General features: G+C 47.1%; 22 protein-coding genes. 11 read left to right on the top strand and 11 right to left on the bottom strand.

Annotated features, from left to right (window positions below; all coding sequences use genetic code 11):
• The first annotated feature begins 12 nt into the window (after positions 1-12).
• Positions 13-531, top strand: a complete 519-nt coding sequence (locus AC0KUT_RS18545; RefSeq protein ID WP_488831883.1) for a hypothetical protein — start codon at positions 13-15, stop codon at positions 529-531.
• A gap of 4 nt (positions 532-535) precedes the next feature.
• Positions 536-1,942: a DEAD/DEAH box helicase gene (locus tag AC0KUT_RS18540; protein WP_488831882.1), complete on the top strand. Its 1,407-nt coding sequence runs from the start codon at positions 536-538 to the stop codon at positions 1,940-1,942.
• A gap of 213 nt (positions 1,943-2,155) precedes the next feature.
• On the opposite strand, the gene AC0KUT_RS18535 is transcribed toward AC0KUT_RS18540, so the two are convergent.
• The 6 genes from AC0KUT_RS18535 to AC0KUT_RS18510 are packed head-to-tail and all read right to left on the bottom strand — an operon-like array spanning position 2,156 to position 9,311.
• The gene (locus AC0KUT_RS18535) at positions 2,156-3,148 is read right to left on the bottom strand and encodes a serine/threonine protein kinase (protein WP_488831881.1); all 993 of its coding nucleotides are present in this window, start codon (positions 3,146-3,148) and stop codon (positions 2,156-2,158) included.
• Between the two features lie 12 nt (positions 3,149-3,160).
• The gene (locus AC0KUT_RS18530) at positions 3,161-3,586 is read right to left on the bottom strand and encodes a hypothetical protein (RefSeq protein ID WP_488831880.1); all 426 of its coding nucleotides are present in this window, start codon (positions 3,584-3,586) and stop codon (positions 3,161-3,163) included.
• Positions 3,583-5,682 carry a hypothetical protein gene (locus tag AC0KUT_RS18525; RefSeq protein WP_488831879.1) on the bottom strand — a complete coding sequence of 700 codons (2,100 nt, stop codon included), beginning with the start codon at positions 5,680-5,682 and terminating at the stop codon, positions 3,583-3,585. The genes AC0KUT_RS18530 and AC0KUT_RS18525 overlap by 4 nt, the downstream gene beginning before the upstream one ends.
• Before the next feature lies 1 nt (position 5,683).
• Complete coding sequence (locus AC0KUT_RS18520; RefSeq protein WP_488831878.1) at positions 5,684-7,642, bottom strand: hypothetical protein; 1,959 nt, start codon at positions 7,640-7,642, stop codon at positions 5,684-5,686.
• Positions 7,639-9,120: a tyrosine-type recombinase/integrase gene (locus AC0KUT_RS18515; protein WP_488831877.1), complete on the bottom strand. Its 1,482-nt coding sequence runs from the start codon at positions 9,118-9,120 to the stop codon at positions 7,639-7,641. Before AC0KUT_RS18515 ends, AC0KUT_RS18520 begins: the two co-directional genes overlap by 4 nt.
• Before the next feature lie 44 nt (positions 9,121-9,164).
• Positions 9,165-9,311 (bottom strand): hypothetical protein, encoded by a 147-nt coding sequence (locus tag AC0KUT_RS18510; RefSeq protein ID WP_488831876.1) that lies wholly within the window; start codon positions 9,309-9,311, stop codon positions 9,165-9,167.
• Positions 9,312-9,499: 188 nt separating this feature from the next.
• On the opposite strand from AC0KUT_RS18510, the gene AC0KUT_RS18505 reads away from it, so the two are divergent.
• Positions 9,500-10,315, top strand: coding sequence for a ParA family protein (locus tag AC0KUT_RS18505; protein ID WP_488831875.1), 816 nt, complete (start codon positions 9,500-9,502; stop codon positions 10,313-10,315).
• Positions 10,316-10,367: 52 nt separating this feature from the next.
• A complete protein-coding gene (locus tag AC0KUT_RS18500) occupies positions 10,368-10,829 on the top strand; it encodes a tetratricopeptide repeat protein (protein ID WP_488831874.1) in 462 nt (153 codons plus the stop codon).
• A gap of 101 nt (positions 10,830-10,930) precedes the next feature.
• Here the strand turns inward: AC0KUT_RS18500 and AC0KUT_RS18495 are convergent, their stop codons facing one another.
• The 3 genes from AC0KUT_RS18495 to AC0KUT_RS18485 are packed head-to-tail and all read right to left on the bottom strand — an operon-like array spanning position 10,931 to position 12,641.
• Entirely contained in the window at positions 10,931-11,596 is a 666-nt protein-coding gene (locus tag AC0KUT_RS18495; RefSeq protein ID WP_488831873.1) for a DUF799 domain-containing protein, read from the bottom strand.
• A complete protein-coding gene (locus tag AC0KUT_RS18490; protein ID WP_488831872.1) occupies positions 11,593-11,967 on the bottom strand; it encodes a DUF4810 domain-containing protein in 375 nt (124 codons plus the stop codon). The genes AC0KUT_RS18495 and AC0KUT_RS18490 overlap by 4 nt, the downstream gene beginning before the upstream one ends.
• A gap of 8 nt (positions 11,968-11,975) precedes the next feature.
• Positions 11,976-12,641 (bottom strand): CsgG/HfaB family protein, encoded by a 666-nt coding sequence (locus AC0KUT_RS18485; protein WP_488831871.1) that lies wholly within the window; start codon positions 12,639-12,641, stop codon positions 11,976-11,978.
• 427 nt (positions 12,642-13,068) lie between these two features.
• Between AC0KUT_RS18485 and AC0KUT_RS18480 the strand changes: the two genes are divergently transcribed.
• Positions 13,069-13,680 (top strand): PEP-CTERM sorting domain-containing protein, encoded by a 612-nt coding sequence (locus AC0KUT_RS18480; RefSeq protein ID WP_488831870.1) that lies wholly within the window; start codon positions 13,069-13,071, stop codon positions 13,678-13,680.
• A 158-nt stretch (positions 13,681-13,838) separates the two neighbouring features.
• On the opposite strand, the gene AC0KUT_RS18475 is transcribed toward AC0KUT_RS18480, so the two are convergent.
• Together AC0KUT_RS18475 and AC0KUT_RS18470 are read right to left on the bottom strand one after the other, a co-directional pair.
• Complete coding sequence (locus tag AC0KUT_RS18475) at positions 13,839-14,237, bottom strand: VOC family protein (RefSeq protein WP_488831869.1); 399 nt, start codon at positions 14,235-14,237, stop codon at positions 13,839-13,841.
• 109 nt (positions 14,238-14,346) lie between these two features.
• Positions 14,347-15,348 (bottom strand): adenosine kinase, encoded by a 1,002-nt coding sequence (locus tag AC0KUT_RS18470; protein ID WP_488831868.1) that lies wholly within the window; start codon positions 15,346-15,348, stop codon positions 14,347-14,349.
• A 271-nt stretch (positions 15,349-15,619) separates the two neighbouring features.
• On the opposite strand from AC0KUT_RS18470, the gene mrcB reads away from it, so the two are divergent.
• From mrcB to AC0KUT_RS18440, 6 genes are all read left to right on the top strand, one after another.
• Entirely contained in the window at positions 15,620-17,971 is a 2,352-nt protein-coding gene (gene mrcB, locus AC0KUT_RS18465; protein WP_488831867.1) for a penicillin-binding protein 1B, read from the top strand.
• Between the two features lie 338 nt (positions 17,972-18,309).
• Positions 18,310-19,005: a DUF6249 domain-containing protein gene (locus AC0KUT_RS18460; protein ID WP_488831866.1), complete on the top strand. Its 696-nt coding sequence runs from the start codon at positions 18,310-18,312 to the stop codon at positions 19,003-19,005.
• Between the two features lie 5 nt (positions 19,006-19,010).
• Entirely contained in the window at positions 19,011-19,559 is a 549-nt protein-coding gene (locus AC0KUT_RS18455) for an RNA polymerase sigma factor (RefSeq protein ID WP_488831865.1), read from the top strand.
• A 16-nt stretch (positions 19,560-19,575) separates the two neighbouring features.
• Positions 19,576-19,944 carry a hypothetical protein gene (locus tag AC0KUT_RS18450; RefSeq protein WP_488831864.1) on the top strand — a complete coding sequence of 123 codons (369 nt, stop codon included), beginning with the start codon at positions 19,576-19,578 and terminating at the stop codon, positions 19,942-19,944.
• Between the two features lie 377 nt (positions 19,945-20,321).
• Complete coding sequence (locus tag AC0KUT_RS18445; protein ID WP_488831863.1) at positions 20,322-21,932, top strand: methyl-accepting chemotaxis protein; 1,611 nt, start codon at positions 20,322-20,324, stop codon at positions 21,930-21,932.
• A 121-nt stretch (positions 21,933-22,053) separates the two neighbouring features.
• Positions 22,054-23,253, top strand: coding sequence for a DNA topoisomerase IV (locus AC0KUT_RS18440; protein ID WP_488831862.1), 1,200 nt, complete (start codon positions 22,054-22,056; stop codon positions 23,251-23,253).
• The last annotated feature ends 4 nt before the right edge of the window (positions 23,254-23,257 follow it).

The following is a 23,257-nucleotide window of genomic DNA, read 5'->3' as shown; positions in this document are numbered from 1 at the left end:
AATGAGCATCAAATGAAGCCAAAACACCTAAAGCATGAAGTATTTAGTGCTTTCCAAGAACTGATAGGGAGCCGTTTTACGGTTGCCCAAGCCGTCTCCGTCTACATGGCAAGCCCATTTTGCTCTCACTCGGACGTAAAGCCCGCACGGCAATTTGTCTATAGAAACATGAAGCGGCTTCTTCAAACTGGTGAGCTGGAAAAAATCGATCCTGACGGCGGTTGGCAAAAATATCATTTTACTGAAAGCTTTAACGCAAGGTTAACTTCTAATGTATCTCCCATTTCAGGTCAGTCGATGGTGCCGGCGGCTTCAAAGATATGTGGGAGCCTTACCGAAAGGCTAAATCAACAAAAGTTGGAATTACTTACCACAATGGGTGAAACTGAAGAGTACGACGCAATTTACAAAGAGCTGCCAGAGATGCGCGGGCAAATTCAATCGCTTTATAACGATTCGCGAGATAGGTGCTCGAAATTATTAGGGAAAGTTAAAGCGCTCGAAAATCTCATCTCATTGAATTCAAGATAAACATATGCAATTAAGACGCTGGCAATCCGATTGTATTTCGAAAGCTCTAAATAAATTCTCAGTACCGGGTAATCACTTTCTCTGCTTGGCTACACCAGGGGCAGGCAAAACTGTTATGGCTTCTGTCTTGGCCTCTAAGCTGCTGGAGCAAAATCTAATAGACCTCGTTCTATGCTTTTCACCCTCAGTGACAGTATCAAGTGACTTTGAGCATGCACTCGCAGATCATACCAATGCCCGAATGGACGGACTGTTAGGCTCTAAAGGACGTTCACTCACCTACCAAGCAATGCTTTATTTAGATGATGCGTTTTGGAAGCTATTTGATACGAACAGGATATTTGTGATATTTGATGAAATTCATCACTGTGCTGGCGATGGATTGGGTAATGCGAATGCATGGGGACAAAAAATCATTCGGCATATTCAAGGTCGTGCTACTTATTCTTTAGCGCTTACGGGCACCCCTTGGCGTTCCGATCAAATTCCTATTGCACTTTCGAGTTATTGCCAACAACATAAAATTCATTGCGACTATGTATATGGTTTGACGCAGGCAGTTGCGGACAACGTGTGTAGAACCCCAAAAATCACGCTGATTGACAATGATAGGGTTTGGATTAAGCACAATAATGAAGTGTTTAAGTTTTCATGTTTTGGTGAGTTACTGAAAAAATCAAAATGCTCCTATCAACAATTGATAGAGAATGAAGCTCTCATTTCCTACTTAATCGATAAGGCGTCAAGAAAATTATCCTCAATTAGAAAGCAGCACTCAAATGCAGGTGGTCTTATTGTCGCTGCCTCGGTAGAGCATGCCAATAAAATTTCTGAGATATTGTATCGCCGAACCGGAGACCAAGCTTATATTGCAACCTATAGAGAAGAAGATCCACTAAACATAATCAACACGTTCAAATTTAATTCTGAAAAATGGATTATTTCTATTGGGATGATTAGCGAGGGAACCAATATACCTAGGTTGCGAGTGTGTTGTCACTTAACCCGAGTTAAAACGGAGCTGCATTTCCGACAAGTTTTGGGCAGGATATTGCGAAGCAGTAATGAAGCAAATGAAGAAGGTTTTCTCTATATGCCTGCTGAGCCCAATCTTCTTGAGTACGCCATTCGTGTTGCAAAAGAAATACCAGATGGTGTTGCTATTAAATTTGACTCTATGTCGAAGGTACAAGATCGTGAATGTGATGCTTTAATTCTAAAGGGGGACGATAATCTCGCCACGAATGTAATCCTGACAGTCGATTGCAGCTCTGCTTACGATTCAGAGCTGGAACTAGATCTTGGTTATCAAGCAGAACAAACTTCACTCGCTAGATCATATGAATCTACAGTTAATATCTTTGGCAGGTTTAAGCAAGAACTCCTGTCGCTACCGATTGCTGCTTGTTGATGCAAGCGTAATACTCACGTATATCATTCTGTTGACTTGCATCGTGGTTTGCCCCACTTTGGTATCCAAAAATGACCCTGAAAAAAGTCCAGGAATCCAAACAAAAATATAGCTTTGCATTTATTAGCAATGGGTCAAAACTGAATGCAAAGATGGGCCAAACTGCGGTGCAAATATACACCCTCGCAATCCAGTTCGGAATGAAAAAATTCTCTAATAATTTCCTGATGACCTCACAAGCGCAGGTTCTTGAAGATTTGCATATTGTTCGCGTAGCTGCAGTATGTGTTCTGCCCAGTAACGTTCGGTGTTAAACCACGTAAACGCTGAAGGAAATGCTGGGTCGGTCCATCGCCGTGCAATCCACGCAGCATAATTCATCATACGCAGCGTTCGGAGTGGCTCGATCAGAATTAGCTCAGAATCGTTGAAGTCATGGAACATCTCATAGCCTTCTAATAGCGAATCGAGTTGTGTAGTTTGGTCTAGGCGATCACCACTTAACAGCATCCACAAATCTTGTACAGCTGGACCCATGCGGCAGTCATCGAAGTCAACAAATACACCTCGGTCTTCTCGCCATAAAATGTTGCCTGGGTGGCAATCGGCATGAATACGAATTGGTGTATACGTACACTCACTGAATCGCTGTTCTATTATTTTAATAATATCTTTGGTCAGTGATTCATAGGCAGGAAGGAGGCTCGGTGGAATAAAATCATTACTCAGGAGAAATTCCCGACTATCGATACCATAACTCTGGATATCAAGCTGTGGCCGACTGCTGAAGGGCTTTACTGATCCAATCGCGTGTAATCTTCCAAGTGAGCGACCGAGTAATTCTAATGTGTCTAAGTTATCTAGCTCTGGCGCATGTCCTCCGACTCGCGGAAATAATGCGAATGTAAATTCTCCGTCCCGATGAGCACTTACTCCGCTTTCATGTACTAACGGTGGAACAATTGGCCACTCTGCTACTGCAAGCTCTCTACAAAAGTCATGCTCCTCACTTATTTGCTCAAACGACCACCGAGATGGTCTGTAAAATTTTGCGATGATTGGGGCGGAGTCGATTATTCCGATTTGAAACACACGGTTTTCGTAAGAATTCAATGCATTTAAACGACCATCACATTGATATCCCAAGCGCTCAACGGCATCAAGAATTCGTTCTGGTGTTAAGGTACTGTAGGGATGGTCTAACATATTTTGAACTCATTAGTAAGGTGCATCGGTGCTATTGGGATCTACTAGTACATCAGTCACTATGCCATACTGAGGAACTTCTCCGCCGAGTTTACGGATAACCTTTGCCATCTCTGCATTAAGATACAGAAGTGACATGTAGCGACTGCGTGCAACATCGAGGTCACGTTTGAGCTGCTCTATCTCAGTAGACTGATTTGGGTTGTTTTGAGTGCGTTTCTTTTTGGCAGGAGGAGATTGCTCGCTTGTTGCGGATTCAATTTCTGCAATAAGTTGTTCAAAGCCTGGACGATTACGAATGGTGCCGCGCTTTCGTCCTGCTTCAAGTGCGACTTGGTCCTTATTGATTGGTGACCCCTTAGGGACGCGAACAGGCGCGTTTTTTTTGAGGCGCTCTAGTGCATCCAAATATTCCTTGACGGTACTGGTTATTTTCATAGCTCAGTTGTCGCAGGTTTCAAGTATGTAGCGTTTATAAAATCAATCTCTTGGTTAATAAGTTGGTAGGGGCGACTCTTTGGTGAAATCGAAGCCAAATCAAAGCGAAGACTCTCAATATAAGTCTCAAGTTTTTCTGGTTTTAAGATTGCATGCTTACAACCACTTGTACAAGGTAAGATTATATCGATAGCGAAATGCGGACAGCTGCCTTTAAGAACACACCCACCCACCGGGGTCTCTTTGAAGTTCAATCGACCCTGCTTCACCGCCTTTTGTGTCTCTGTCCGGCTTTGAAATATTTTAGGTAGACGATTCTTATCCTTTGCGCGCTGAATTTCAGCACCAATAGGCCCGCCTAATTTGGTCTCTGATTGAATTACTTGCTCGTGGAAGCGTACGCTCGTATTGAAGGCAATGGCATCTCGGAATGAATTAAGTACGCTGCTGCCATCAAAAGGTTTGCCGCTCTCATCCAGCAGAAAATTTTGCGCATAGGTGGAGTTCTCTGCGTAAAGCGCTGTCATGACTTCGGACAAGTGCTTAAACTGAGTTTTTAATGTTGGCAGTGACACCATGCCTGAACGACTCGCGTAGACGGCAACTGAACGTCGAAATTGATGTGAAGTAAGCGGCCAAAGTTTTCCCACTTCGAAATTAGGATTTTCATCCCACGCGCGAAATGCGTCGAATGTGCGTAGTTCTTCTATATCTTCGGCTTCAATGATCAGATTTAGGGATTGGCAGGCGGCGCGCCAATAGTTTGGCTCAAAAGGGGTCTTTGCAATCGGCAACGAGTAGTGAATCTCGGGGGCGGAGCTTCTAAACTCATCGCCTATAAAAAGCGGACTATTGTTTGGAAGTAATTCCTCAACAGGATGGTCTAAATACCATTTGAGGAGGCAAAGTTGCTGCGCGAACCGTGCGGCATACAATCCCTCCTCTGAGGTCGCCCATACAAGTGGGCGACTAAAGTTGCCTCTTTGCGTAAACTTTTGAAGATGGGATACGAACACAGGCACATTGCCAAAACTTTTGGCTGTAGAGCACACAGTGGACTCAAAAGGCATCACCTGCACCTCGGATCTTCGCATACCTGAAAAGGAGTGAATCAAGAATACACACAGTAATTGCAGGTGGGTTATATGTGAATCGATCGATGACAAATGAGTGAGCCCTACACGCTTGGCATATTTCGTTAAGCCAAATTGCTTAAGTGTGGCTTCGGTGGTCAGGTTCTGCCCTTGAACGTCGGGCCATTTCTGGTAAGTGCGATCAGGATAGAGTCTCTTCACTCGCTTGAGGTTGCCGTTGTACCGATAGCGTACACCCGCACTCAGTCGTGGGTCGGTGTTCAGTGCTTTGATGTATTCTTCAAGGCGCGGCAAATATGGCTCAGCAGCTTTCAGTTGTTCCTGTGAACCGCTGATTATTTTTCCTAGCAACCGCGTAGGAATTAGCGGGTGTTGCTCCCTTTTATCTAGCCTTAAATGCGCTTTCTTTTGAATGAGACTTAATACATCGTCTAGTTCTGCCTCGGGTACTAGTCGAGGCACAGCGCACGCGATTGATTTTACTTGATTCCAGAATGCAATATCCTGCAGTAGCCCTACTATAACTGGTCCAGTCGCAAATCCTTTATCTACATTTGCGATTGAGCTACGTAAAGAAATCTGAAACTTTGCGCTACTATCTGCCTCAGCTAGCGATAAGTTGAGCGCATGGGCTATTTTGGCAATTGCTCGCAATACGGACATTGAGCTCTCGATAAAGCCCACTCCTCGAGAGCGCCCCGCGTTAGTCGTCGTTTCAAATATGCATAGCCAGCAAATAGTCTTGATCTCGTCTGTAATTCGGCAGGATAACGTATCCATTGGTCCTTGAGCCTTTACATCCCACCAGCTTTTAAAATTTAAGGCGCATTTTGAACCGTAGACACGGAGATCCCATTTGCTATCTTTGAATTTGCTTAGCACCTTGCCCGCCTTATCCCGCGCAACCACATACTCTGGATTTATGCCTAATTTTGATACATGTTCAATAGCATCAGGAGCTTGGAGCGAATTAGGGTTTGCACACCGGATCTGAAAAGCCATACTAGGTCTCCACCGTGTCGAGTATTGCATTGATCTTGGTGCCCCAATATTTATCACGCTCACCGCGCTCAAAACGGACGAATGCGTCTTTCGCATCCTGTGATATTCTGCCATCCATGCTGGAAAGGTCGTCCAGTATTTGCTGGAGGCGATTTATGTAGGGCATGAACTTCTGGAAGTGCTCATCGATATTGATGGAGCTGTGGCGGCTTTGAACTTCGATCCAAAGCTTGATGGTGAGTAAGCGTAAGATTTCCTCACTACCTGCATGCAAGCAGAAATGAGTACAAAATATACACGTGATAGGTGCACTGCAGCGCGGCTCAATCTCAAGCCCTTCAATTAGCGTTGGTCCATCCTCAACTGAGTCGCAAACACCCGTATGTGTCGTTTCACCCCCTTCCATAATTCGCACAGGCTTGACACCAATATGACGAATTTCCGCAGACTTGGCTTGGGCGGCAAAATACTCGCTCATTAGTTTCGCAGCTTCCTCGCGATTTTTAAACGCATAGTGCCTTTCAATAGTTTGGGCCGAGGCGAATTGCATTCCCGCAACCAATGCTGTATTGCCGGCTGAGCTATCCAAAAGATTAACTGTTTTATGTTTGCGCGCAGCGCGGGTCGACAACGTTGGCGCGCTCTTCGGCCATAACCGCAGCTGAGGTAATGAAACGTTTGATAGAAGGGTGTACGGTTCTTTGTCTTCTCGGTCAAGTAAAAGGAATAGGCCGGACTCTGGTGGGGCCTCGAGCTGCCTACACATCCAATCGCGAAGCTTGAGGTATTGCTTCCAAGTGGTTTGAGCAAAACGAAGATCCACGTGCTGTTCCTGTTGCTCATACCCTGCGCGCCCTTTGATGGCTCTCGTTGTTGCCAGTCCCACAACTTTGTCTAAGCGCATTTTCTGGCAGTTTATACTGCCAAGATGCGATGCGTTGCCCCCGGTCTCTGCTAACAATAAGTATCCAAAATGACGTGTAGCGTAATTCGCCAGTTCGCGTAGCGCGCTTTGCGGGAAATAACGATTGTTATTCTGCATGCGCTTAAAGCCCTTGGAGCTGATCGGAGGGATATCATGCTCAGATAGCAGTTTATTGAATTTTTTTGGTTTACCTTCAAATACCCCTTCACGTTGATAAAAGAAAGGCCGCCAATCGGTACGACCTTCTTTCCCTTTTGTTGACCAGCCGTTCGCATTGTTTGCAGTCTTGCTGTAAAAAAGCAGATCTTCAAACCCTAGGTCCATCAATTTGACGATTACTGGAGGGGCAGCATTTTCTAGGATTGCCTGACTGAACGCCTCAAAGAAGCGGTGGTGGAGTGCGCAAGAAAGAGCATGTTCATCAGTGGTAGTCGCCGGTGCTGGCAACTCATTCAATCCGATATGTTTACAAGGAATTCTAATCGCCCAACTTTGCACCACTTTAGTGTCATGGTTGCAGGCCAGAGAACAGACGTACATCAATGCCGTCTGCAGTGCTCGGGCCATGGGGTAGTCTATCGATTTAATTGTAGCGCCCACATTGGATAGGCGCAGGCGGTGGCGAATATGGTCTGTGTATTCCCGATAGAGCCTACGAGTGCCTTCAAGGCTATGTAACTCCGCTGACCGCCCCGGTTGATCGATCCAATCAAATGCAGCCTCAATCCAGCGAAAATCGGGGATACCTAGGTGCCCCTCTAGCAACCCTTTGATGATCTTTCGAATCAGGAATGCTCGTTTGACACAAAAACTTCCAATGTTGACTTTCTTGCGCTCGTTGTTAGAGCGAATGGAGGGATCGAGAGAGCGGCGATCGAGATAACAGATTCGGTAGGTGTTCAAGTAGCGTTGATTCTTACCCGAGCTATTCTCGAGGACTGTCAGTTCAGGCTTGAACTTTGGTGCCACATCGAAGCTGTTTACGGGCAGTATTTTCAGGTCGGGTAGGGAGTACGTTATGGTGCCGTTTGTCATAGGCGAAACTGCTTAACTATACGGTTGATTCTCTCATGGTGAAACGCACTAGCTTTCTTTACGATTTCATTGGCTCCATCATAATTAAGGTATTTTTGAGTTGTATCAAAGTTGGTGTGCCCCATGCGGTGTTTAAGCTCGTCTCGTATATCTTTGGCTCCAGAAGCGTCTGCGTCTCGCACCCAGTTCATACCATATGTCGCACGCAAATCATGGAATCTAAATGTATTGAACTCCGGCTGTTTTTTGCGGATATCGCGTATTAAACGACTGAGGCAGTTTCGTACGGCATTTCCTGTTTGGATTGAAAATGTTACCCGCGCGCGCGCGGAGATCTGATTGCTAAATTGGCCGACTTGACGATCAATAATCTCGGAGCTGCTAGTGTAAAATGGTGACCCATTCGAGGCGAGGAAAACATAATTTTCAGCGTGTTCTCCATAAAAACTTAGCGCACGACGCTCCTGACACTCCCTCGAATCAATGTAGTCGCGGATCATAAGAACCAGCTCGAAAGGTATGTGGAGCCTATAACGCTTCTGGTTTTTAGTATCAATACCAGTGCCATCTCCGACGCGCAGAAGAACTTCGCCATTTTTTGGAGTGCTCTTAATGAGATCGTAGATGTCTTTTACTCTTAAGGTACAGGCGGTTTGGATGCGAGCACCCGTATAAAGCGCCAGCAAACAAATTAATTGGAATGCTCGATTACCATTTAACCTCAACTGCTCGAGCACGAGATTTTGTTCATCTTCTGTCAGGGGTCGTAGGTTCCCCCCGTCTGCTATTACTCCCAATCTTTTTCGCTCTGGGATTGCAATTTTGAAGCTCGTCGTCTCAACCGTTTTCATAAATCGGACTCCTATAGCATTGACTATAGGAATGCCCATTAAATTGCTTTTGTAAGGGGGATTTTTCATGGTGGACTCACTTACCAAGTTCCACGCCAGCAGACCCCGATAGAAACCGATCACTGACTGCATTCGCGCTTTCGCTACGCTAAGTGAAAGCGGTTGAGTGTCTTTCTGGCGTAATAGTCTTTTTAAGTATCGGTAATATGCCCAAGTTACGCGCTTTTCCTCTTCTTCCGGGAAGTGAAGCTCGTGAATATCTTCGCCCTTCGTACAGACATGCTCTATCCACCGTAAATACATAATCAAGTGTTTGGCTATTGATCGAAGTGTTTCGATTTTAGGGGGTGCAAGCTTAGCCATTTCTGTGAGCTTGCCCATCAAATACAGGTTGCCCAAATCCCAGGGGGTGCCGTCTCCGCGAATCATCATTGGGAAGTTACGAATTACTCCATCTGCAACAGGCGATAACTGAAGAGAGAGGTCGGTGCACTTGAACCTTGAGAAGCGGGCATACCTCTGGTTGTGTTGGCTGTCGAACGTGATAAGAGAGGGGACAAATACATCAATATATGAGAGTCGTGCGGCTGAATTTAACTCTTGCTTAGATCTTTTATCGGCTCGCATAAGTGATCCCCTCAGTAGTGCATTTGTACATGCAGTTAAACACGTTAGGGGTATGGTGTATACATGTGCACGTTAAGGGTGTCGTAGCTGTTGAGTGCCAAAATACGCGCATCGCTCAAATAGCCGCAGCTCTCCACCGCATCAAGCACCATATCGGGTGTAAGCAGTTCATAGGGGTGAATGGAGGTCATGGCATTGGCTCGGAAAGAATGTGTGGCGATTGTACCCTCTGGCCTACAGCAGGTGTTGAATCGCACACTGGCGCAGAATTTTGCAGGATATTTTTTGAAGGTTGTGGTTAAAAATGCTACAAGTTAAGGTTCATGCTTGAACGTGCGGTAGACGGGCATCCATATTCATCGCGGTAAACGGGATTTTTATGATCAAAATTGCTTTTTACAACCTCAAGGGTGGCGTGGGCAAAACCACAACCGCCGTCAATATGGCTTATCTCGCGGCAGCGGCCAAAAAAAATACCATACTCTGGGATTTGGACTCCCAAGCGGCGGCCAGTTGGTTTTGTCAGCCTATGGTTGAGCCTGTTGCTCCGGATGAGGCCGCGGACGGAATTGCAAGTGGGACTGCAGGCGCAGTAACCGAGCGCGAAGCTCTAAGCCTTTTTAGTCAGGGCAAAGCTATTGGCGAGCTGGAACTACTCAGCCCCTATCCGCGCCTTATGCTCATTCCCGCCGACCTCAGTTTGCGTGCCCTCGATGCGGAGTTTGACAGCCTTAAACAAGATAAAAAATTCCTCAAGCAACTGCTAAAGCCCTTGGCCGATAAAGCCGATATTTTGATTTTCGATTGCCCGCCCACGCTCTCGGTCAGTGTGGAGTTGCTGTTGCAAGAGGTGGATATACTCCTGATTCCTATGATTCCCAGCCCCTTGTCGATGCGCGCCATGGAACAGGTGGTGAACTTCTTTAAAGATAAAAAAACGGCCCCCAAGCGTATCGTCGGTTTTTTTAATCAGGTCGATATGCGCCGTCGCCTTCACTTTGAGGCAGTAGAGAACAGCAAAAAAATGCCTCTGCCCATGCTCAAGACCTTTATCCCCAATGATGCTGCCGTAGAGCAAATGGGCATTAGGCGCGCGCCCTTAACCAGTTATAATCAGCGCAGCCGCGCGGCGCTCGCCTATCTCGAGATGTGGAAGGAAATCGCGCGGTTACTCAAGGCAGCTGCAAAGGACTAGATGTTCAGGCAGTTGCTAATTTTCGCCCTGAAAATGACAACTGGAATCCGTTATGTTCAATTTGCTCAATCGCCTTAGTTGTGTCGCCTTTGTATTGCTGATGGTGGGTTGTGCCACCCAACCACAACCTAATAATCAGCCGGTGATTACCAGCGCCCCAACGCCCATGGGCACTCAACCTGCTGAGCGGGTGAACCCGGTTGAACCGCCACCCACGCCTGTCGCTGCGCCTGCGTCAGTTCCCATTGGCAATTCGGCGGTTGATAGTCTAATCAAACAAGCTCGCGGCCAATATTCTGCGCAGGACTACCAAAGTGCCATAGCTACCGCTGAGCGCGGCCTGCGCATTGATCGCCGCGCGGCAGAGTTGTATTTGGTGTTAGCGCAAAGTTATATCCAGCTCGCTCTACCACAAAAAGCCAAAATGTTTGTACAGCAGGGGTTGCGCTATGCGCCGCAAGATTCTGAGACGCAGCAAAGTTTGCAGCGCGCGCAAGTATTGGTGGGGAATTAGTCGCTATTCGCGCTCTCAGGTAATAAGTGCGATTTAATCTAGGCGTGACAATCGTTAAGCCTGCAAGTACAGGCTTAACGATTGGTATGTCTTATCTATAATTAATGCTTGCTTGGCTGCCCGTAGAGCGGTGAGCGTGGGCCGGGTAATAAGCCTGCAGGGCGCGGGCTTAGGAGTCGGTCGCTGGCGATGCCCGCATAGGTGTAGGAGTTATCCACAATGCTATTGGCAATTTGCTGAACGGCTGCTTGGATTAATAATCCCGCGAGTCCGCCGCCGCTATTTTGCTGTTGCTCGGCACTGGATGCGCGGGCGTTGCCTTCCCAGAGCACTATGCCCGTGCGTAGATCTACCAAGGTTGCGCGCGCGGCTACCGCAGTTTCAGCGCGAATCACTTTGTAGCTATTACCGTACTCGGTGATCTCGGTATAGAGCGCTGCATCGGCCCCAAAAATATCGAGTAGTTTTGCGGGTGCAATATTTTGTGCATCGTTTGCGCTAAATACGCCATTTTCTTTAAAGGCTGCATCCATTAAGGCTACCGGAATAACGTAGTAACCTGTTTCGCTTAAAGGTGTCGTCATTTGCGCGAGTGTTGCGTAGGTGGCATTAACGTCGGGCGATAAGTTTTTGGGTGGCAACACGAGAATTGAGGCTGGTTTGGCTGCAATTAACGCACTGTAGTTGTAGCTTGGCGGGGCGACACAGGCGCTTAGGCAGAGCATTGTCAGTACGACAGCGCTCAAGCGGGTCAAATAGGTCATCATGGTTTAGCTCCTTGCGCTTTATCCATTTTGGCGAGCAAAAAATCCATGAATTTTGTCGATTCGGGGAAGTATTGCTTCTCTAATAAAAATTGTTCACGCATATCTCCGCTGCGCCCGGCTTCTCCATACAGCAAGCCTAAGTGTGCATGAAAACCTGGCGGCAGCGGCTGGTTGCCCACTTGGGTTTGCAAGTCTTTTTCCATCGCTTGAATTTGCTGCTCTGGGCTGCTGGTTGCTTTGAAGCGCGCATAGACTTGCTCTTCGTAAGACCCCCACGCATAAAGGCTAGGTTTAGTGGCGCAGCCACTCATGAGTAAAATACACATTAATGCACCCAGCAATTTGCTGGGGCTAGGGTAATAAAAGTTCATAACATTCCTTATGGTTTTGTCATCCAAACGCCAGCGTCTGCATCGGTTACTAATTTATTTACTGCATCGCGAATCGCGAGGTCGAGTACCTTGCCGTTGAGGGTGGCATCGTAACTAGAGGTGCCGCCAAAGCCCAAAACTTCACGGTTGTTGAGACTGTATTCCCCTGCACCTTGGGTGGAGTAAACCACTTCTGAGGTGAGGACGTTCACAACGTTAAGGCTAACTTTGGCATAGGCAATTTGGGATTTACCGCGCCCGAGAATGCCGAAAAATTGCTGATCGCCCACTTCTTTGCGGCCAAACTCAGACACATCGCCCGTCACCAAATATTGAGCACCCTTAATACTTTGGGCTTGTTTGGCAAAACCTGCTTCTTGCGCGGCTTCGCTTAAGTTATCGCGTTCTAGTACGCTAAAACGACCGGTTTGCTGCAGGTGGGTGATGAGAATTGTTTTTGCTTGGCCGCCTAAGCGATCCATGCCGTCGGAGAAGATGCCACGCATAAAGCTGGAGCGATTATCAAATTTGCCCACTGCAATTGGGTTTTTAGCGCCTTTATAGGCAGCTTGTACCGATTGAATAGGTTTGGGTGTTTCAATAGTTCTTGATTGCTCGGTGGCACAACCGACCATTGTCAAGCTGAGTACTAGGGCTGTTAAGTGCAGTTTCATGGTAGTTCCTTAGGTTGTTTAACAAGCGGAGTTGTCCGGTGATAGGGTTTTGAGTCTCCAATCTTAGTAGCGCCCGCTTAAGCGCGGCTGAATGTTAGCAGACTTGGTTTAGTTCGGTGGTAGCTCTTTGGCTCGCTAATCGGGTGAAGGAGTGCTCAAGGTAAAAAAAGGGGCTCAATGTTGGCTGATAAAAATGGTCGTTATAGGGAGGGCATGGCTATTGTTATTGCACCTCAAAGGCACACTCATAATGGCGTTATTTATTTGCGGCTCCATCTTGTTTATGTGATCTAGTTCACTATAATGTGTCGATTGAGGTGACGTTTTGGCTTGTGGCATATAGCTGCGATTCTTTTTGTCATAGGTATGAAAGGAGAAGCCGCTCCACTCTTTAGTCGGCATTGAATATAATCCCAAGGAATTTTTTATGTCAGTAAAAGCAATTAGTTTAAAATTTATCGGCGCTGTGATGGGCTTGGTATTGGCTGCATCTGCTAGTGCAAACTTGATCGTTAATGGCGGCTTTGAAGACAATGCCGTAGCGCCCGGTGGCTGGAACTTTTTCAGCTCATCGAATGTAAATGGTTGGGAAGGTAGTAATATCGAAATCTGGAATCACTTGAATGGTGTTGTAGCGCCAGAAGGTAACCAGCATGCTGAGTTAAACGCGCATCCTTACACCGGTGGCGTTTTCTCTATATACCAGAGCTTTGCGACTGCTATTGGTCAGACCTATGATGTGTCTTTCTTTTACAGTGCGCGCACTAGCAGCAATGAATCATTTACCTTTAGCGTAGGTTCTCTAACGTCATTGATTGATGATCATGTGGTTGGTACTTGGAATCAGTATGTAAACAGTTTTGTGGCCAATGCCGCCTCTACCACCATTCGTTTTACTACTACCGATAACGGTACCCTCGGGAACTTCTTAGATGGTATTTCAGTTGTGGGTGCTACGGTTCCTGAGTCTAGTTCGCTTGCCTTGTTGTTAGTAGGCTTGCTGGGCATGGGTGCTATGAGAAGAAAAGCACGCGCATAACTACTGGTTTGCTGTTCGTTAAAAGCCGCTCTTTGGAGCGGCTTTTGCGTTTTTGGGCGTTGAATTCAGCGCAAGATGATGAAGTTATTGATCTTATTGCGAATGCTTCAAGGACCGCAAATTTCTACACTCTCGCTTTACCTCTTCCTCTTTGTGAATTACAGCGGCCAAACGCGGTGTTGTAATACCACTCTGTAGCCATCAACATCTTCAAAGGTTTTGCCGTCTATATCCCAAAACGGATTGTAGGCGGTGACGGCCTTGAAACCTGCGGCGAGCATATCGGCGCAGGCGCTTTGCCATTCACTGCTATTGGGAAGATAGAAAACAATAAGGTTGTCTTGGCTGGGAGCGCCGCCGACCTGAGTGCCTCTGTGGTGGGTGAATTCTAAGTGATAGCTGTGATTTTGATGGCCAATGATGGCGCCATCGAAGCCCTGATGGTCTTTAAACTCAGCTAACAATATAAATCCCAAACCTTGAATGTACATTTGGGTAATAGCAGCAAGCTGATCTGTAGGGCGCGCGATGCGCATAATGGAAGTAGTAGGAATCATGACTGTTTGACAGTTTTTTGGTTTAAGTTGTGCGCCCCGCACGCAGGCCGCTAGACGGTGCAAGTTGATAGTTTAGCTCAACTTTTTGCACTGCCCAGCTTATGGCTTTTTAAACGAGAAACTTGTTCAGCAGCGCTTGATGTTGTTCTGGTTTCAAGCGCGGCCCAAATTGACTAACCACTTGCGCGGCGGCGGCACAGGCAAAATGTCCGGCTGTTTGGAAGTCTTTACCTTGGGTAATTGCAGCCAAGAACGCTCCGGCAAACATATCGCCCGCGCCGTTGGTATCCAATGGTGTTATAGCCTGTGCCGCTACTTTGATGATGTCCTTACCGTCAAACAGCACCGCACCTTCGCCACCGCAGGTAATGGCAAATTGCGTGGTGTAGTTCTGCAGTGCTGTGCAGGCGGCGTCGAGGGTTTCGGTTTGGGTAAAGCCGAGGGCTTCATCGCGGTTGCAGAATATAAAATCTACACCTGAGCCAATCATTTCTAATAGGCCATCGCGGAAAAACTGCACCATGGCCGGGTCTGACAGACTGAGTACGGTGCGGGTATTGCTAGCTTGTGCGAGCTTGCGCAATTCAATAGCGGCGGCGCGACCTGTGGGTGATGTCACCAAATAGCCTTCGATGTAGGCGTAGTGAGATTGCGCAACAGCTGCGGGGTCTAGTTCGGTAACTGACAGTGTTTCGCTGATGCCGAGGTAGGTATTCATGGTTCGTTCAGCGTCTGGCGTTATCATCACCAAGCACTTGCCGGTGATCCCTGCCGGTGGTGCTATGTGTTTCGGGGTGGTGACGCCTGCGGCTTGCATATCTGCTAAATAGAAAGCGCCATTGTCATCATCTGCCACTTTGCATGAGTAGACGTTGTCGCAGCCAAAATAGCTGGCGGCAATAATGGTGTTTGCCGCTGAGCCGCCACTGGCTTTGTGAGAGGCGACGAGGTGATCTTGCAGGTAATCCATTAAAACCGCTTGGCGTGCTTCGTCGACCAGTGTCATGACACCCTTATCTACTTGCATGGCGATTAAGTCTTCATCGCGAAGGGTGATTTCTGTATCGACCAGTGCCGCGCCTATGCCGTAGATGTGATATTGCTTGCTCATACTGTTTCGCCCCTGAAGGATCCTGCGTCAATTGTGGGGCGCATTATGCAAAATTCACTCGGCTCTATAAAGGAAGGATTGCCTTTTTCTCTCAGTCGCCAAGAGTGACTGTGCTTCGGTTGTTGAAAACGGTATTTTTTAGCACCGATATTTTAATTATTACTGCAACTGATTCATTTATTTCTTATTCATTAGGTACACTTGCGCCTGTTTTTCCATTTCTCGCCAAATCATTAGGTTTGGCCACATGACTGAAAGATTCTAATTGCCTATGACCAGACGCCGCTCCACTAATCGCCCGCGCCAACCTTCATCACGTTCGACTTCAGGTTCGCGCCATGGTTGGGCGTTGCTCCGTATTTGGGGGTTTTATGCGCTGCTATTGATATTTTTGGGTGGATTGATTTGGTCGTTTTATCTCGATGTGGTGGTGCGCGATAAGTTTGAAGGAAAAAAGTGGTCGCTACCGGCGCGTGTTTACGCTCGCCCACTCGAACTGTATGAGGGGTTGTCATTAACGCCGCAATTGCTGGAGCAGGAACTGAAGTCCCTCGGCTACAGATTTGAAGCGCAGCTTAAAGCCCCTGGTCAGGTAGTTAAAAAGGTGAGTGCAAGTTCAGTTGGCGCAAGCTATTGGGTGCACAGCCGTGGGTTTGAGTTTTGGGATAAACGCGAACCCGCACGCAGTTTTGTGGTTGCGGTAAATAATAGTGGTGTGGCGTCGCTGCGCGATATGGCGGGCGCTGATTTACCTTTGGTGCGGTTAGAGCCAGAGGAGATTGGCGGTTTTTATCCTGCCGATCGAGAAGATCGCCTCTTGGTGCAGCTGGGAGATTTGCCCCCTTTGCTCGGTGAAACTCTGCTCGCGGTTGAAGATAAGCACTTTCTTGAACATCACGGTGTATCGCCCACGGCGATTTTACGTGCAGCTTGGGTTAATGCGCGCAGCGGTGATGTGGTGCAGGGCGGCAGTACGCTGACTCAGCAGCTGGTGAAGAACTTTTACCTCACTAATGAACAAAAGTTTTTCGCGCGTAAAATTCCCGAAGCAATAATGTCAGTGCTCCTCGAGCTGCATTACAGTAAGTCAGAAATTCTCGAAACCTATGTCAATGAAGTGTTTCTCGGGCAGAGTGGTGCGCGTGCGATCCACGGTTTCGCATTGGCCTCCCAACATTATTTTCGCCAGCCATTGGCGGAGTTAGATACCCAAGAAGTTGCGCTGCTCGTGGGCTTGGTAAAAGGGGCGTCTTACTACAATCCTTGGCGTCACCCAGAGCGCGCGAAAGAGCGCCGCAATGTGGTGCTTGGGGTAATGCAAAAAGAGGGTTTAATCAGTGAGCAGCAATTAAAACTTGCTCAGGCTGCGCCTTTGGGTGTGGTGCCGCCCGGCCAGTCTAGCTCCACTAACTATCCCGCGTTTATGGATTTAGTGAAACGTCAATTGCGCCAAGACTACAAGGAATCGGATTTGCGCAGCGAAGGTTTGCGCATATTTACGACCCTATCGCCGATGGTGCAGCACCAAGCGGAGGCCTCGCTAACCGATCAGGTGGGGCGTTTGGAGCGTCAATATAATGTTAAGGATATGCAGGGCGGGATGGTGATCACCTCCGTGGGCGGCGGTGAAATTCTAGCGTTAATTGGTGATAGTAATCCGCGCTTTGAAGGGTTTAACCGCGCCTTGGATGCGAAGCGCCCGATCGGATCTTTGGTGAAGCCGTTTGTGTTTCTCACTGCTTTAGCCATTCCGCAAAAGTTTAATTTAGCGACCGCTATCAGCGATGAGCCGGTGAGTTACAAAGCGGGTGGCACCTGGTGGGCGCCGTTGAATTACGACAAGCAAAATCATGGTAATCCACCGCTTTATCAAGCCTTGGCGCATTCCTACAATCAGGCGACTGCGCGGTTGGGAATGACCTTGAGTTTGCGCTCGGTGATCAAAACCTTACAGGCAGCGGGCTACTCGGGCGATATTCCTGAGTTGCCGTCGATGCTCTTGGGCTCCGTGGATATGTCGCCTTTGGAAGTCGCTGGTATCTATCACACGCTAGCAGCGGAAGGTGTATTTACGCCGCTGCATGCGATTCGCGAAGTGCAAACCGCAGAAGGCAAGCCGCTTAAGCGCTATCCGTTAGAGCTGGAACAGCGCTTTGGAGTGGAGGAAACCTTTGCCCTGCAATACGCCCTGCAGCGCGTCATGCGCGAAGGCACGGGTCGCAGTGCCTATAACACTATTAACAGCAGCCTAGATTTGGCGGGTAAAACCGGTACTACCAATGATCAGCGCGACAGTTGGTTTGCCGGCTTTAGCGGCGAGCATTTAGCAGTGGTTTGGTTGGGGCGTGATGACAATAAAGCGACATCCTTTACCGGGGCTACTGGCGCCTTGCGAATTTGGACCGATTTTATGAGCCATATTCCGACCCGTAGTCTCAACCAAGATCCGCCCCCCGGTGTGAGTTTTGATTGGCTTGATAGCACTACGGGCAAGCTGAGTGCTGAGGGGTGTAGTGGTGCAGTATGGCTGCCAGTGCGCGATGACTTCCGGCCTTTACAGTCGGTGGATTGCAAGTTAGCGCAAAACCCTATTAAAAGTTTTTGGCAAAAGTTAGTGCAATAAGCCTGTTCATTGGTGTCATTTTCGAGACTCGGTCATCTTAGTGTGATCGAGTTTTTTTGTTTTTAGCGGTCTTAAATTATCTTCGCGATAAAGCTCGCCGCAAACTATCGCTCAAGTTCTGTTAGGCTCCCTCGTTCTCTGATAAGCACCTCGCGCTAGCGGGGTGCTGAATTGGTGTAGCTTGTGATCGAGTATCGGTAAGCAGCAGTGCAGTATCCCGCCGCCAAAATAAAAATAAATGTGCAGTATGAATCCACGCAGGCGCTAACTGTGTCTTACTTAATAACGAGAATAGATGCTTAGTGCCTATCCCCATTTAAGAGAACGAGGAATCTGCGATGAACCCCTTACTGCGTCATGCTAAAAGCCTGTTGCTGGCAGCTGTTGCCAGCTTATTAATTGTTAATCCGGTCGCATTGCAGGCGGTTGAATTGGTTGGGGTACCCGTAGGTACCGATACTGACGTTGTTTTGCAGCAAGAGCATCAAACTGCGCCAGCGGCTTTGGTTGCTCCTGTCCCTGCGGCGCCATCCGCATTGAGTGCTGATGAAAATAAGTATCAGAATAGCGCTGCGAAGAACGAACCCGCTTGGGTGAAAGGTATGGCGCAGGGCTGGGGTGGTGGGCAGCGTGAGGCAACTGCTGAATTGCTAATTCCCATATTCGCAATCGTCTTTTTATTTGGCGGCCCTATCTTTCTTATCGGCTTATTTGTGGTGATGCACTTTCGCGCCCAGTCGCGCCGCCAGCAAGCAATAGATATCAATATAGACAAACTACTGGCGGCAGGGCGCGATATACCGGTAGAACTTTTGCGTGGCATAGACCATGGTGAAGTAGATGCTAAAACCAACTTGCACAAAGGGATTAAAAATCTGTGCTTGGGCGTGGGCTGGCTATTATTTCTTACCCTGATGTTCGGCATTAAAATTGGGGCCATTGGTTTTATTATTATCGGTCTTGGTTTATCGCGCATTATCATCTGGAAATTGTCATCGCCTCAGCCGACTGCGCCAACTGAACAGCAAGGCTAGAGGTCATGTCAATTTCCGATCAAGATCTCATAGCGCGAACGCTTAAGCGCAACGACCAGCATGCCTTTGGGCAGCTGGTGTTGCGCTATCAAGCGCAAGTGCGCACTTGGGCGCGGCGGCTGTGTAATGGCGACTCACATTTAGCCGATGATTTGGCACAGGAAACTTTTATCAAAGCCTATGGTGCTTTAAGCGCGTTTAGAGCTGATGCCAAGTTTTCTACCTGGCTTTACCGTATCGCATTTAATATTGCCGCCAATCGTTGGCGCGCGAAAAAAATAGAATGGTGTGAATTGGATGAACAACAAGAAGCTGTGTTGGAGCACTGCGAGATGCACCAGTTTGATGCAAAAAAAGATATAGCGGCAGCCTTGCTTCAACTAAGTGAAGGCCAGCAGTTGGCGATAAAGCTTTGTTATGAAGATGGTTTTTCTCACGATGAAGCAGCCACGATTATGGGCTTGCCGCTCGGCACCTTAAAAACACATGTGGCGCGCGGCAAAATAAAGTTACAGCAGCTGCTAGCATCATGGGATCAAACAGCAAATGAATAAGCAAAAGGTGGTAGCTATGCAAATCACTCAGTCAGAACAAAACTCCAATGTTGCGCATGCGGATCTATTTGATCGTTTTCTAACAGCGCAGCTGCAGAATACGCAACACTACCTCGATGATGATGGTTTTAGCGCAGGTGTCATGTCGAGCATAGTCAAACGCCCTAGTGTGAATGTATGGCTTAAATGGAGTTTGCTTCTTATGCCCATGTTAATTATTAGCGCGGTAGTTTTTCATTATTTTCCTTGGCGGCAAGTGCTACAGGAAGGTTACGGCTTATTACTGCAGTTGAATATGACGACAATTTTTCAGCTTGGTATTGGTTGTGTGTTGGGGGTTTTATGCTGGATTCTGTGGTTGTGTCGAACGGAATTGAGCGTATAAGCAGTGTTTTAAATCTATAAAGCGACGGTATAAACTATTTTTTAATTCAAGCATCTAAAAAAATATTTTTTTAGATGCTTTTTGTTTTAGCCCATCACCTAATCTGTTTTTTTAGTCCGCACTTATACTAGTTTCACCCCTTGTCAAATTCCTCTTCAATTATTTTTTCATAATGTATTTCTTCCTTGAAAGTTTGGCATGAATTTTCTTGTGAAAATTTGCGCAACTAATAGGCGAGTGCTATACCCATAAGGCTATTTAACGCTTTTTCTCGCCATGACTTAATCGTCCTCTGCTTAGTTGTAGGCATCAGCGTTTTTATTAAGCGCAGCATCTCGATAGGTGATGTTGTTTTTTCGATTTTAGAGGCGTGGATAATGCTCCGTTTGACCATCGCAAAAAAACTCATGTTATTAGTGACCATAGCCCTGTTGGGGTTCGTCATTAGTCAAGGCTATTCCATGCGCGTTGAAGGTGAAAATACTGGGCGCTTGACGGAAGTTGAGCAACGGCTTTATCCCACGCTTGAATTGACGACGATAAATCTGGGTTCACTGTTATTGATGGAGCAGCAAATAAACAGTTCGGTGACAACGGGTGATGAGCAGCCACTGCAAGAGGCGGAAAAACATTTTGAAGAGATTCGCAGTAACTTACAGAAATTGGCAGAGCTGAGCGTAGATCTCTCTGTCCAAGTAAGGGCAATTGATTCTCAATTGCAGACCTGGCACCAAACATCCGTGCGCATCGCAAAGAGTTTTATTGCGGGCACAGTAGACTTTGAAACTGTGGGCGTAGAAGCCGCTGAAAATGCTGAACGATTAAAATCGTTGCGGAAGTCTTTAGCGACCATGAAGAAAGCAACAGGCGAACATTTTACCGACTCAATTCGTACCACTATAGAGTCCTCCCAGCGTGCTGGGCGTATCGCATTTATCATCGCGTTAATTATAGCAACAGGCTTGATTATTATTAGCCTTTTTATCAGTCGTTCAATTACATCCAGCATAAATGCTGTTACCTCATCGCTCAGAGAAATGTCGTCGGGTGAGGGGGATCTCACTAAGCGAATTCATTATGCGGGGCAAGATGAGGTGCTCTATCTTGTTAAATATTTCAATGCATTCGTTGAGAAGTTACACGGTTCATTTGGTGATGTGAGTCACGATGTAAAAAGTTTATCGCAGGTAGCTTCGCGCTTGACCAATTCCAGTAGCGACAATTTGCAGCGTATTAATGATCAAGCGTCGGCTATTTCATTAATGCGCGGTTCAATTGAGGAGTTAGTCAAAACAGTTAATGAAATTGCCCAGTTTGCAAGTAATGCATCAGTGCAGGCGCAGGATGCCAGTAGTGCAGCAGCGCGAGGTAAGGCTACATTGGCAACAAATGTAGCCACCATTAGCACCTTAGCAGATGAAGTTCGCAGTGCTGCTGCAGTGGTTAATCGCTTTGAAGAGTTTTCATCGGACGTAGGGAAGTTGCTCAATACTATCCAAAATGTAGCGGAGCAAACTAATTTGCTCGCACTTAATGCAGCTATTGAAGCAGCTCGTGCGGGTGAGCATGGCCGCGGCTTTGCCGTGGTGGCCGATGAGGTGCGCGGTCTAGCGGTACGCACGCGTCAAGCGACGGAAGAAATCCACAAGGTCATTGGTGAGTTGCGCAATGTGTCGGCCAGCGCTGTAACGGCAATGCAGGGCAGCGTGGAGCGTGCCAATCGCGGTGTAGAGGCTACCACTGCATCGGGTGAAGTATTAAATTCCATTTTAAATAATGTAGAAACTATTAGTAGTATCAATGAGCAAATTGCTGCAGCAACTCATGAGCAGTCACACACCTTTAGCGATGTGTCTGAACATGTGAATGGTATTTATCGCAATACACAATTGGTCACAGCAAGCACCAATGAGCTTGATGAAATTAGTCGTGACATACAAAAAATAAGTCAGGGTTTGGGAAAAATATCAAATCAGTTTCGCGTGTAGTTTTTTAGTGGATGGTCTTTCGGTTGCAGCCAAGGTGCTGTGTGCTCGAGGGTTTTTATGTGAGTTGTACATTAAGGAAATCAGGTGCAGGAGCGCACTTATTTTTGAGGAGTTAAAGCTTATGAAGTATACGTATGGTAAAAGTAAAAAAACCTTGTTAGCGCTTGCGATAACATCATTAGTAACATCGCCTTTGGTATTTGCGAGTGATTTGAATATCTCTGGCTTTATTTCAGTGGGTGGCGGTTTTGTTGATGATGCAGATAGCTTAGCCTACAGCGGATTTAGCGATGAGGAGCTGACCATAAAGAATAATCTTTTAGGTCTGCAAGTGACGGGAAAAGTTTCAGATAAGCTCACGGCTACCGCCCAGCTTATTGCGCGCAGTAGCGGTGATTATAGCGTTAATACTGAATGGGCTTATTTAACCTGGCAGGCGACTGATAGTACTAAGGTTCGTTTTGGACGCTTAAGAACTCCTTTTTATAATTACTCAGACTCGCTCGATGTAGGCTACACCTATCCGTGGATCCGTCCACCGCAAGAAGTATATAGTCTCCCTTTTAATAATGTAGATGGTATAGATGTCTATACCACTCATACTCTCGGTATGTTTGATACCTCATTTCAGGCCTATTTTGGTAGCTTTGACGATGAGGTGAATTTTAGTGGTGTTATGGCGCCTACCAAAACACGCAATCAAATAGGTATGGCGGCAACATTGGGTAAGGATTGGTGGACGCTGCGCGGAGCTTTTCACCAAGCAGACTTGACGGTTGATGTGCGCAATGCACCCTTAACCGAGACACTTACAATGGGGGGGTTCGCCGATACCCTAACGGCATTTAATTTTCCGGAAAATAGCCAAAAATTATTATTAGAGGAAGATACAACTACATTTGCTCAAGTGGGTATCAATATAGATACAGGTACATTCGTTGCGGCATTAGAGCATACGGAATTAGAGGCGAAAGACAGTCTTTTGGCCAAGCGTGTTAGAGAGTATGTCATGGGTGGCGTACGTTTTGGGGACTGGCTTGTGCATTTAACGTTTGCTAAATCTGCTGACGAAACCTCTCATCCTGAAGCTGGAATTCCTGCTGGTGTTGCATTGCCGCAAGTGGGCAGCACTAACTTCTTAATTGGCGTTTTACAGGGTGTGGCGCAATCGCAAGTTGAAGAGCGCGACGTCATTACGCTAGGTACTCGCTGGGATATTACTTCAGGTACCGCATTGAAGTTTCAAATTGATGATGTGGATGATATTGCGGGTAATAGACAGCAAAAAGTGTTCTCATTTGCTTTGCAATCTGTATTTTAAGAGG

The organism is Cellvibrio sp. 25HG11W-0, from assembly GCF_057815475.1.
Note: the sequence above shows the minus strand (reverse complement) of the source record. Positions and strands in the feature narration are given on the sequence as shown.

What these genes read in the sequence shown, in the direction of transcription:
- AC0KUT_RS18495 (WP_488831873.1), bottom strand. Translation starts at nt 11,596, where the DNA reads ATGATGACCTATTTGACCCGCTTGAGCGCTGTCGTACTGACAATGCTC.
- AC0KUT_RS18520 (WP_488831878.1), bottom strand. Translation starts at nt 7,642, where the DNA reads ATGACAAACGGCACCATAACGTACTCCCTACCCGACCTGAAAATACTG.
- AC0KUT_RS18505 (WP_488831875.1), top strand. Translation starts at nt 9,500, where the DNA reads ATGATCAAAATTGCTTTTTACAACCTCAAGGGTGGCGTGGGCAAAACC.
- AC0KUT_RS18525 (WP_488831879.1), bottom strand. Translation starts at nt 5,682, where the DNA reads ATGGCTTTTCAGATCCGGTGTGCAAACCCTAATTCGCTCCAAGCTCCT.
- AC0KUT_RS18480 (WP_488831870.1), top strand. Translation starts at nt 13,069, where the DNA reads ATGTCAGTAAAAGCAATTAGTTTAAAATTTATCGGCGCTGTGATGGGC.
- AC0KUT_RS18485 (WP_488831871.1), bottom strand. Translation starts at nt 12,641, where the DNA reads ATGAAACTGCACTTAACAGCCCTAGTACTCAGCTTGACAATGGTCGGT.
- AC0KUT_RS18470 (WP_488831868.1), bottom strand. Translation starts at nt 15,348, where the DNA reads ATGAGCAAGCAATATCACATCTACGGCATAGGCGCGGCACTGGTCGAT.
- AC0KUT_RS18455 (WP_488831865.1), top strand. Translation starts at nt 19,011, where the DNA reads ATGTCAATTTCCGATCAAGATCTCATAGCGCGAACGCTTAAGCGCAAC.
- AC0KUT_RS18490 (WP_488831872.1), bottom strand. Translation starts at nt 11,967, where the DNA reads ATGAACTTTTATTACCCTAGCCCCAGCAAATTGCTGGGTGCATTAATG.
- AC0KUT_RS18460 (WP_488831866.1), top strand. Translation starts at nt 18,310, where the DNA reads ATGAACCCCTTACTGCGTCATGCTAAAAGCCTGTTGCTGGCAGCTGTT.
- AC0KUT_RS18515 (WP_488831877.1), bottom strand. Translation starts at nt 9,120, where the DNA reads ATGCGAGCCGATAAAAGATCTAAGCAAGAGTTAAATTCAGCCGCACGA.
- AC0KUT_RS18440 (WP_488831862.1), top strand. Translation starts at nt 22,054, where the DNA reads ATGAAGTATACGTATGGTAAAAGTAAAAAAACCTTGTTAGCGCTTGCG.
- AC0KUT_RS18500 (WP_488831874.1), top strand. Translation starts at nt 10,368, where the DNA reads ATGTTCAATTTGCTCAATCGCCTTAGTTGTGTCGCCTTTGTATTGCTG.
- AC0KUT_RS18445 (WP_488831863.1), top strand. Translation starts at nt 20,322, where the DNA reads ATGCTCCGTTTGACCATCGCAAAAAAACTCATGTTATTAGTGACCATA.
- AC0KUT_RS18540 (WP_488831882.1), top strand. Translation starts at nt 536, where the DNA reads ATGCAATTAAGACGCTGGCAATCCGATTGTATTTCGAAAGCTCTAAAT.
- AC0KUT_RS18510 (WP_488831876.1), bottom strand. Translation starts at nt 9,311, where the DNA reads ATGACCTCCATTCACCCCTATGAACTGCTTACACCCGATATGGTGCTT.
- AC0KUT_RS18535 (WP_488831881.1), bottom strand. Translation starts at nt 3,148, where the DNA reads ATGTTAGACCATCCCTACAGTACCTTAACACCAGAACGAATTCTTGAT.
- mrcB (WP_488831867.1), top strand. Translation starts at nt 15,620, where the DNA reads ATGACCAGACGCCGCTCCACTAATCGCCCGCGCCAACCTTCATCACGT.
- AC0KUT_RS18450 (WP_488831864.1), top strand. Translation starts at nt 19,576, where the DNA reads ATGCAAATCACTCAGTCAGAACAAAACTCCAATGTTGCGCATGCGGAT.
- AC0KUT_RS18545 (WP_488831883.1), top strand. Translation starts at nt 13, where the DNA reads ATGAAGCCAAAACACCTAAAGCATGAAGTATTTAGTGCTTTCCAAGAA.
- AC0KUT_RS18475 (WP_488831869.1), bottom strand. Translation starts at nt 14,237, where the DNA reads ATGATTCCTACTACTTCCATTATGCGCATCGCGCGCCCTACAGATCAG.
- AC0KUT_RS18530 (WP_488831880.1), bottom strand. Translation starts at nt 3,586, where the DNA reads ATGAAAATAACCAGTACCGTCAAGGAATATTTGGATGCACTAGAGCGC.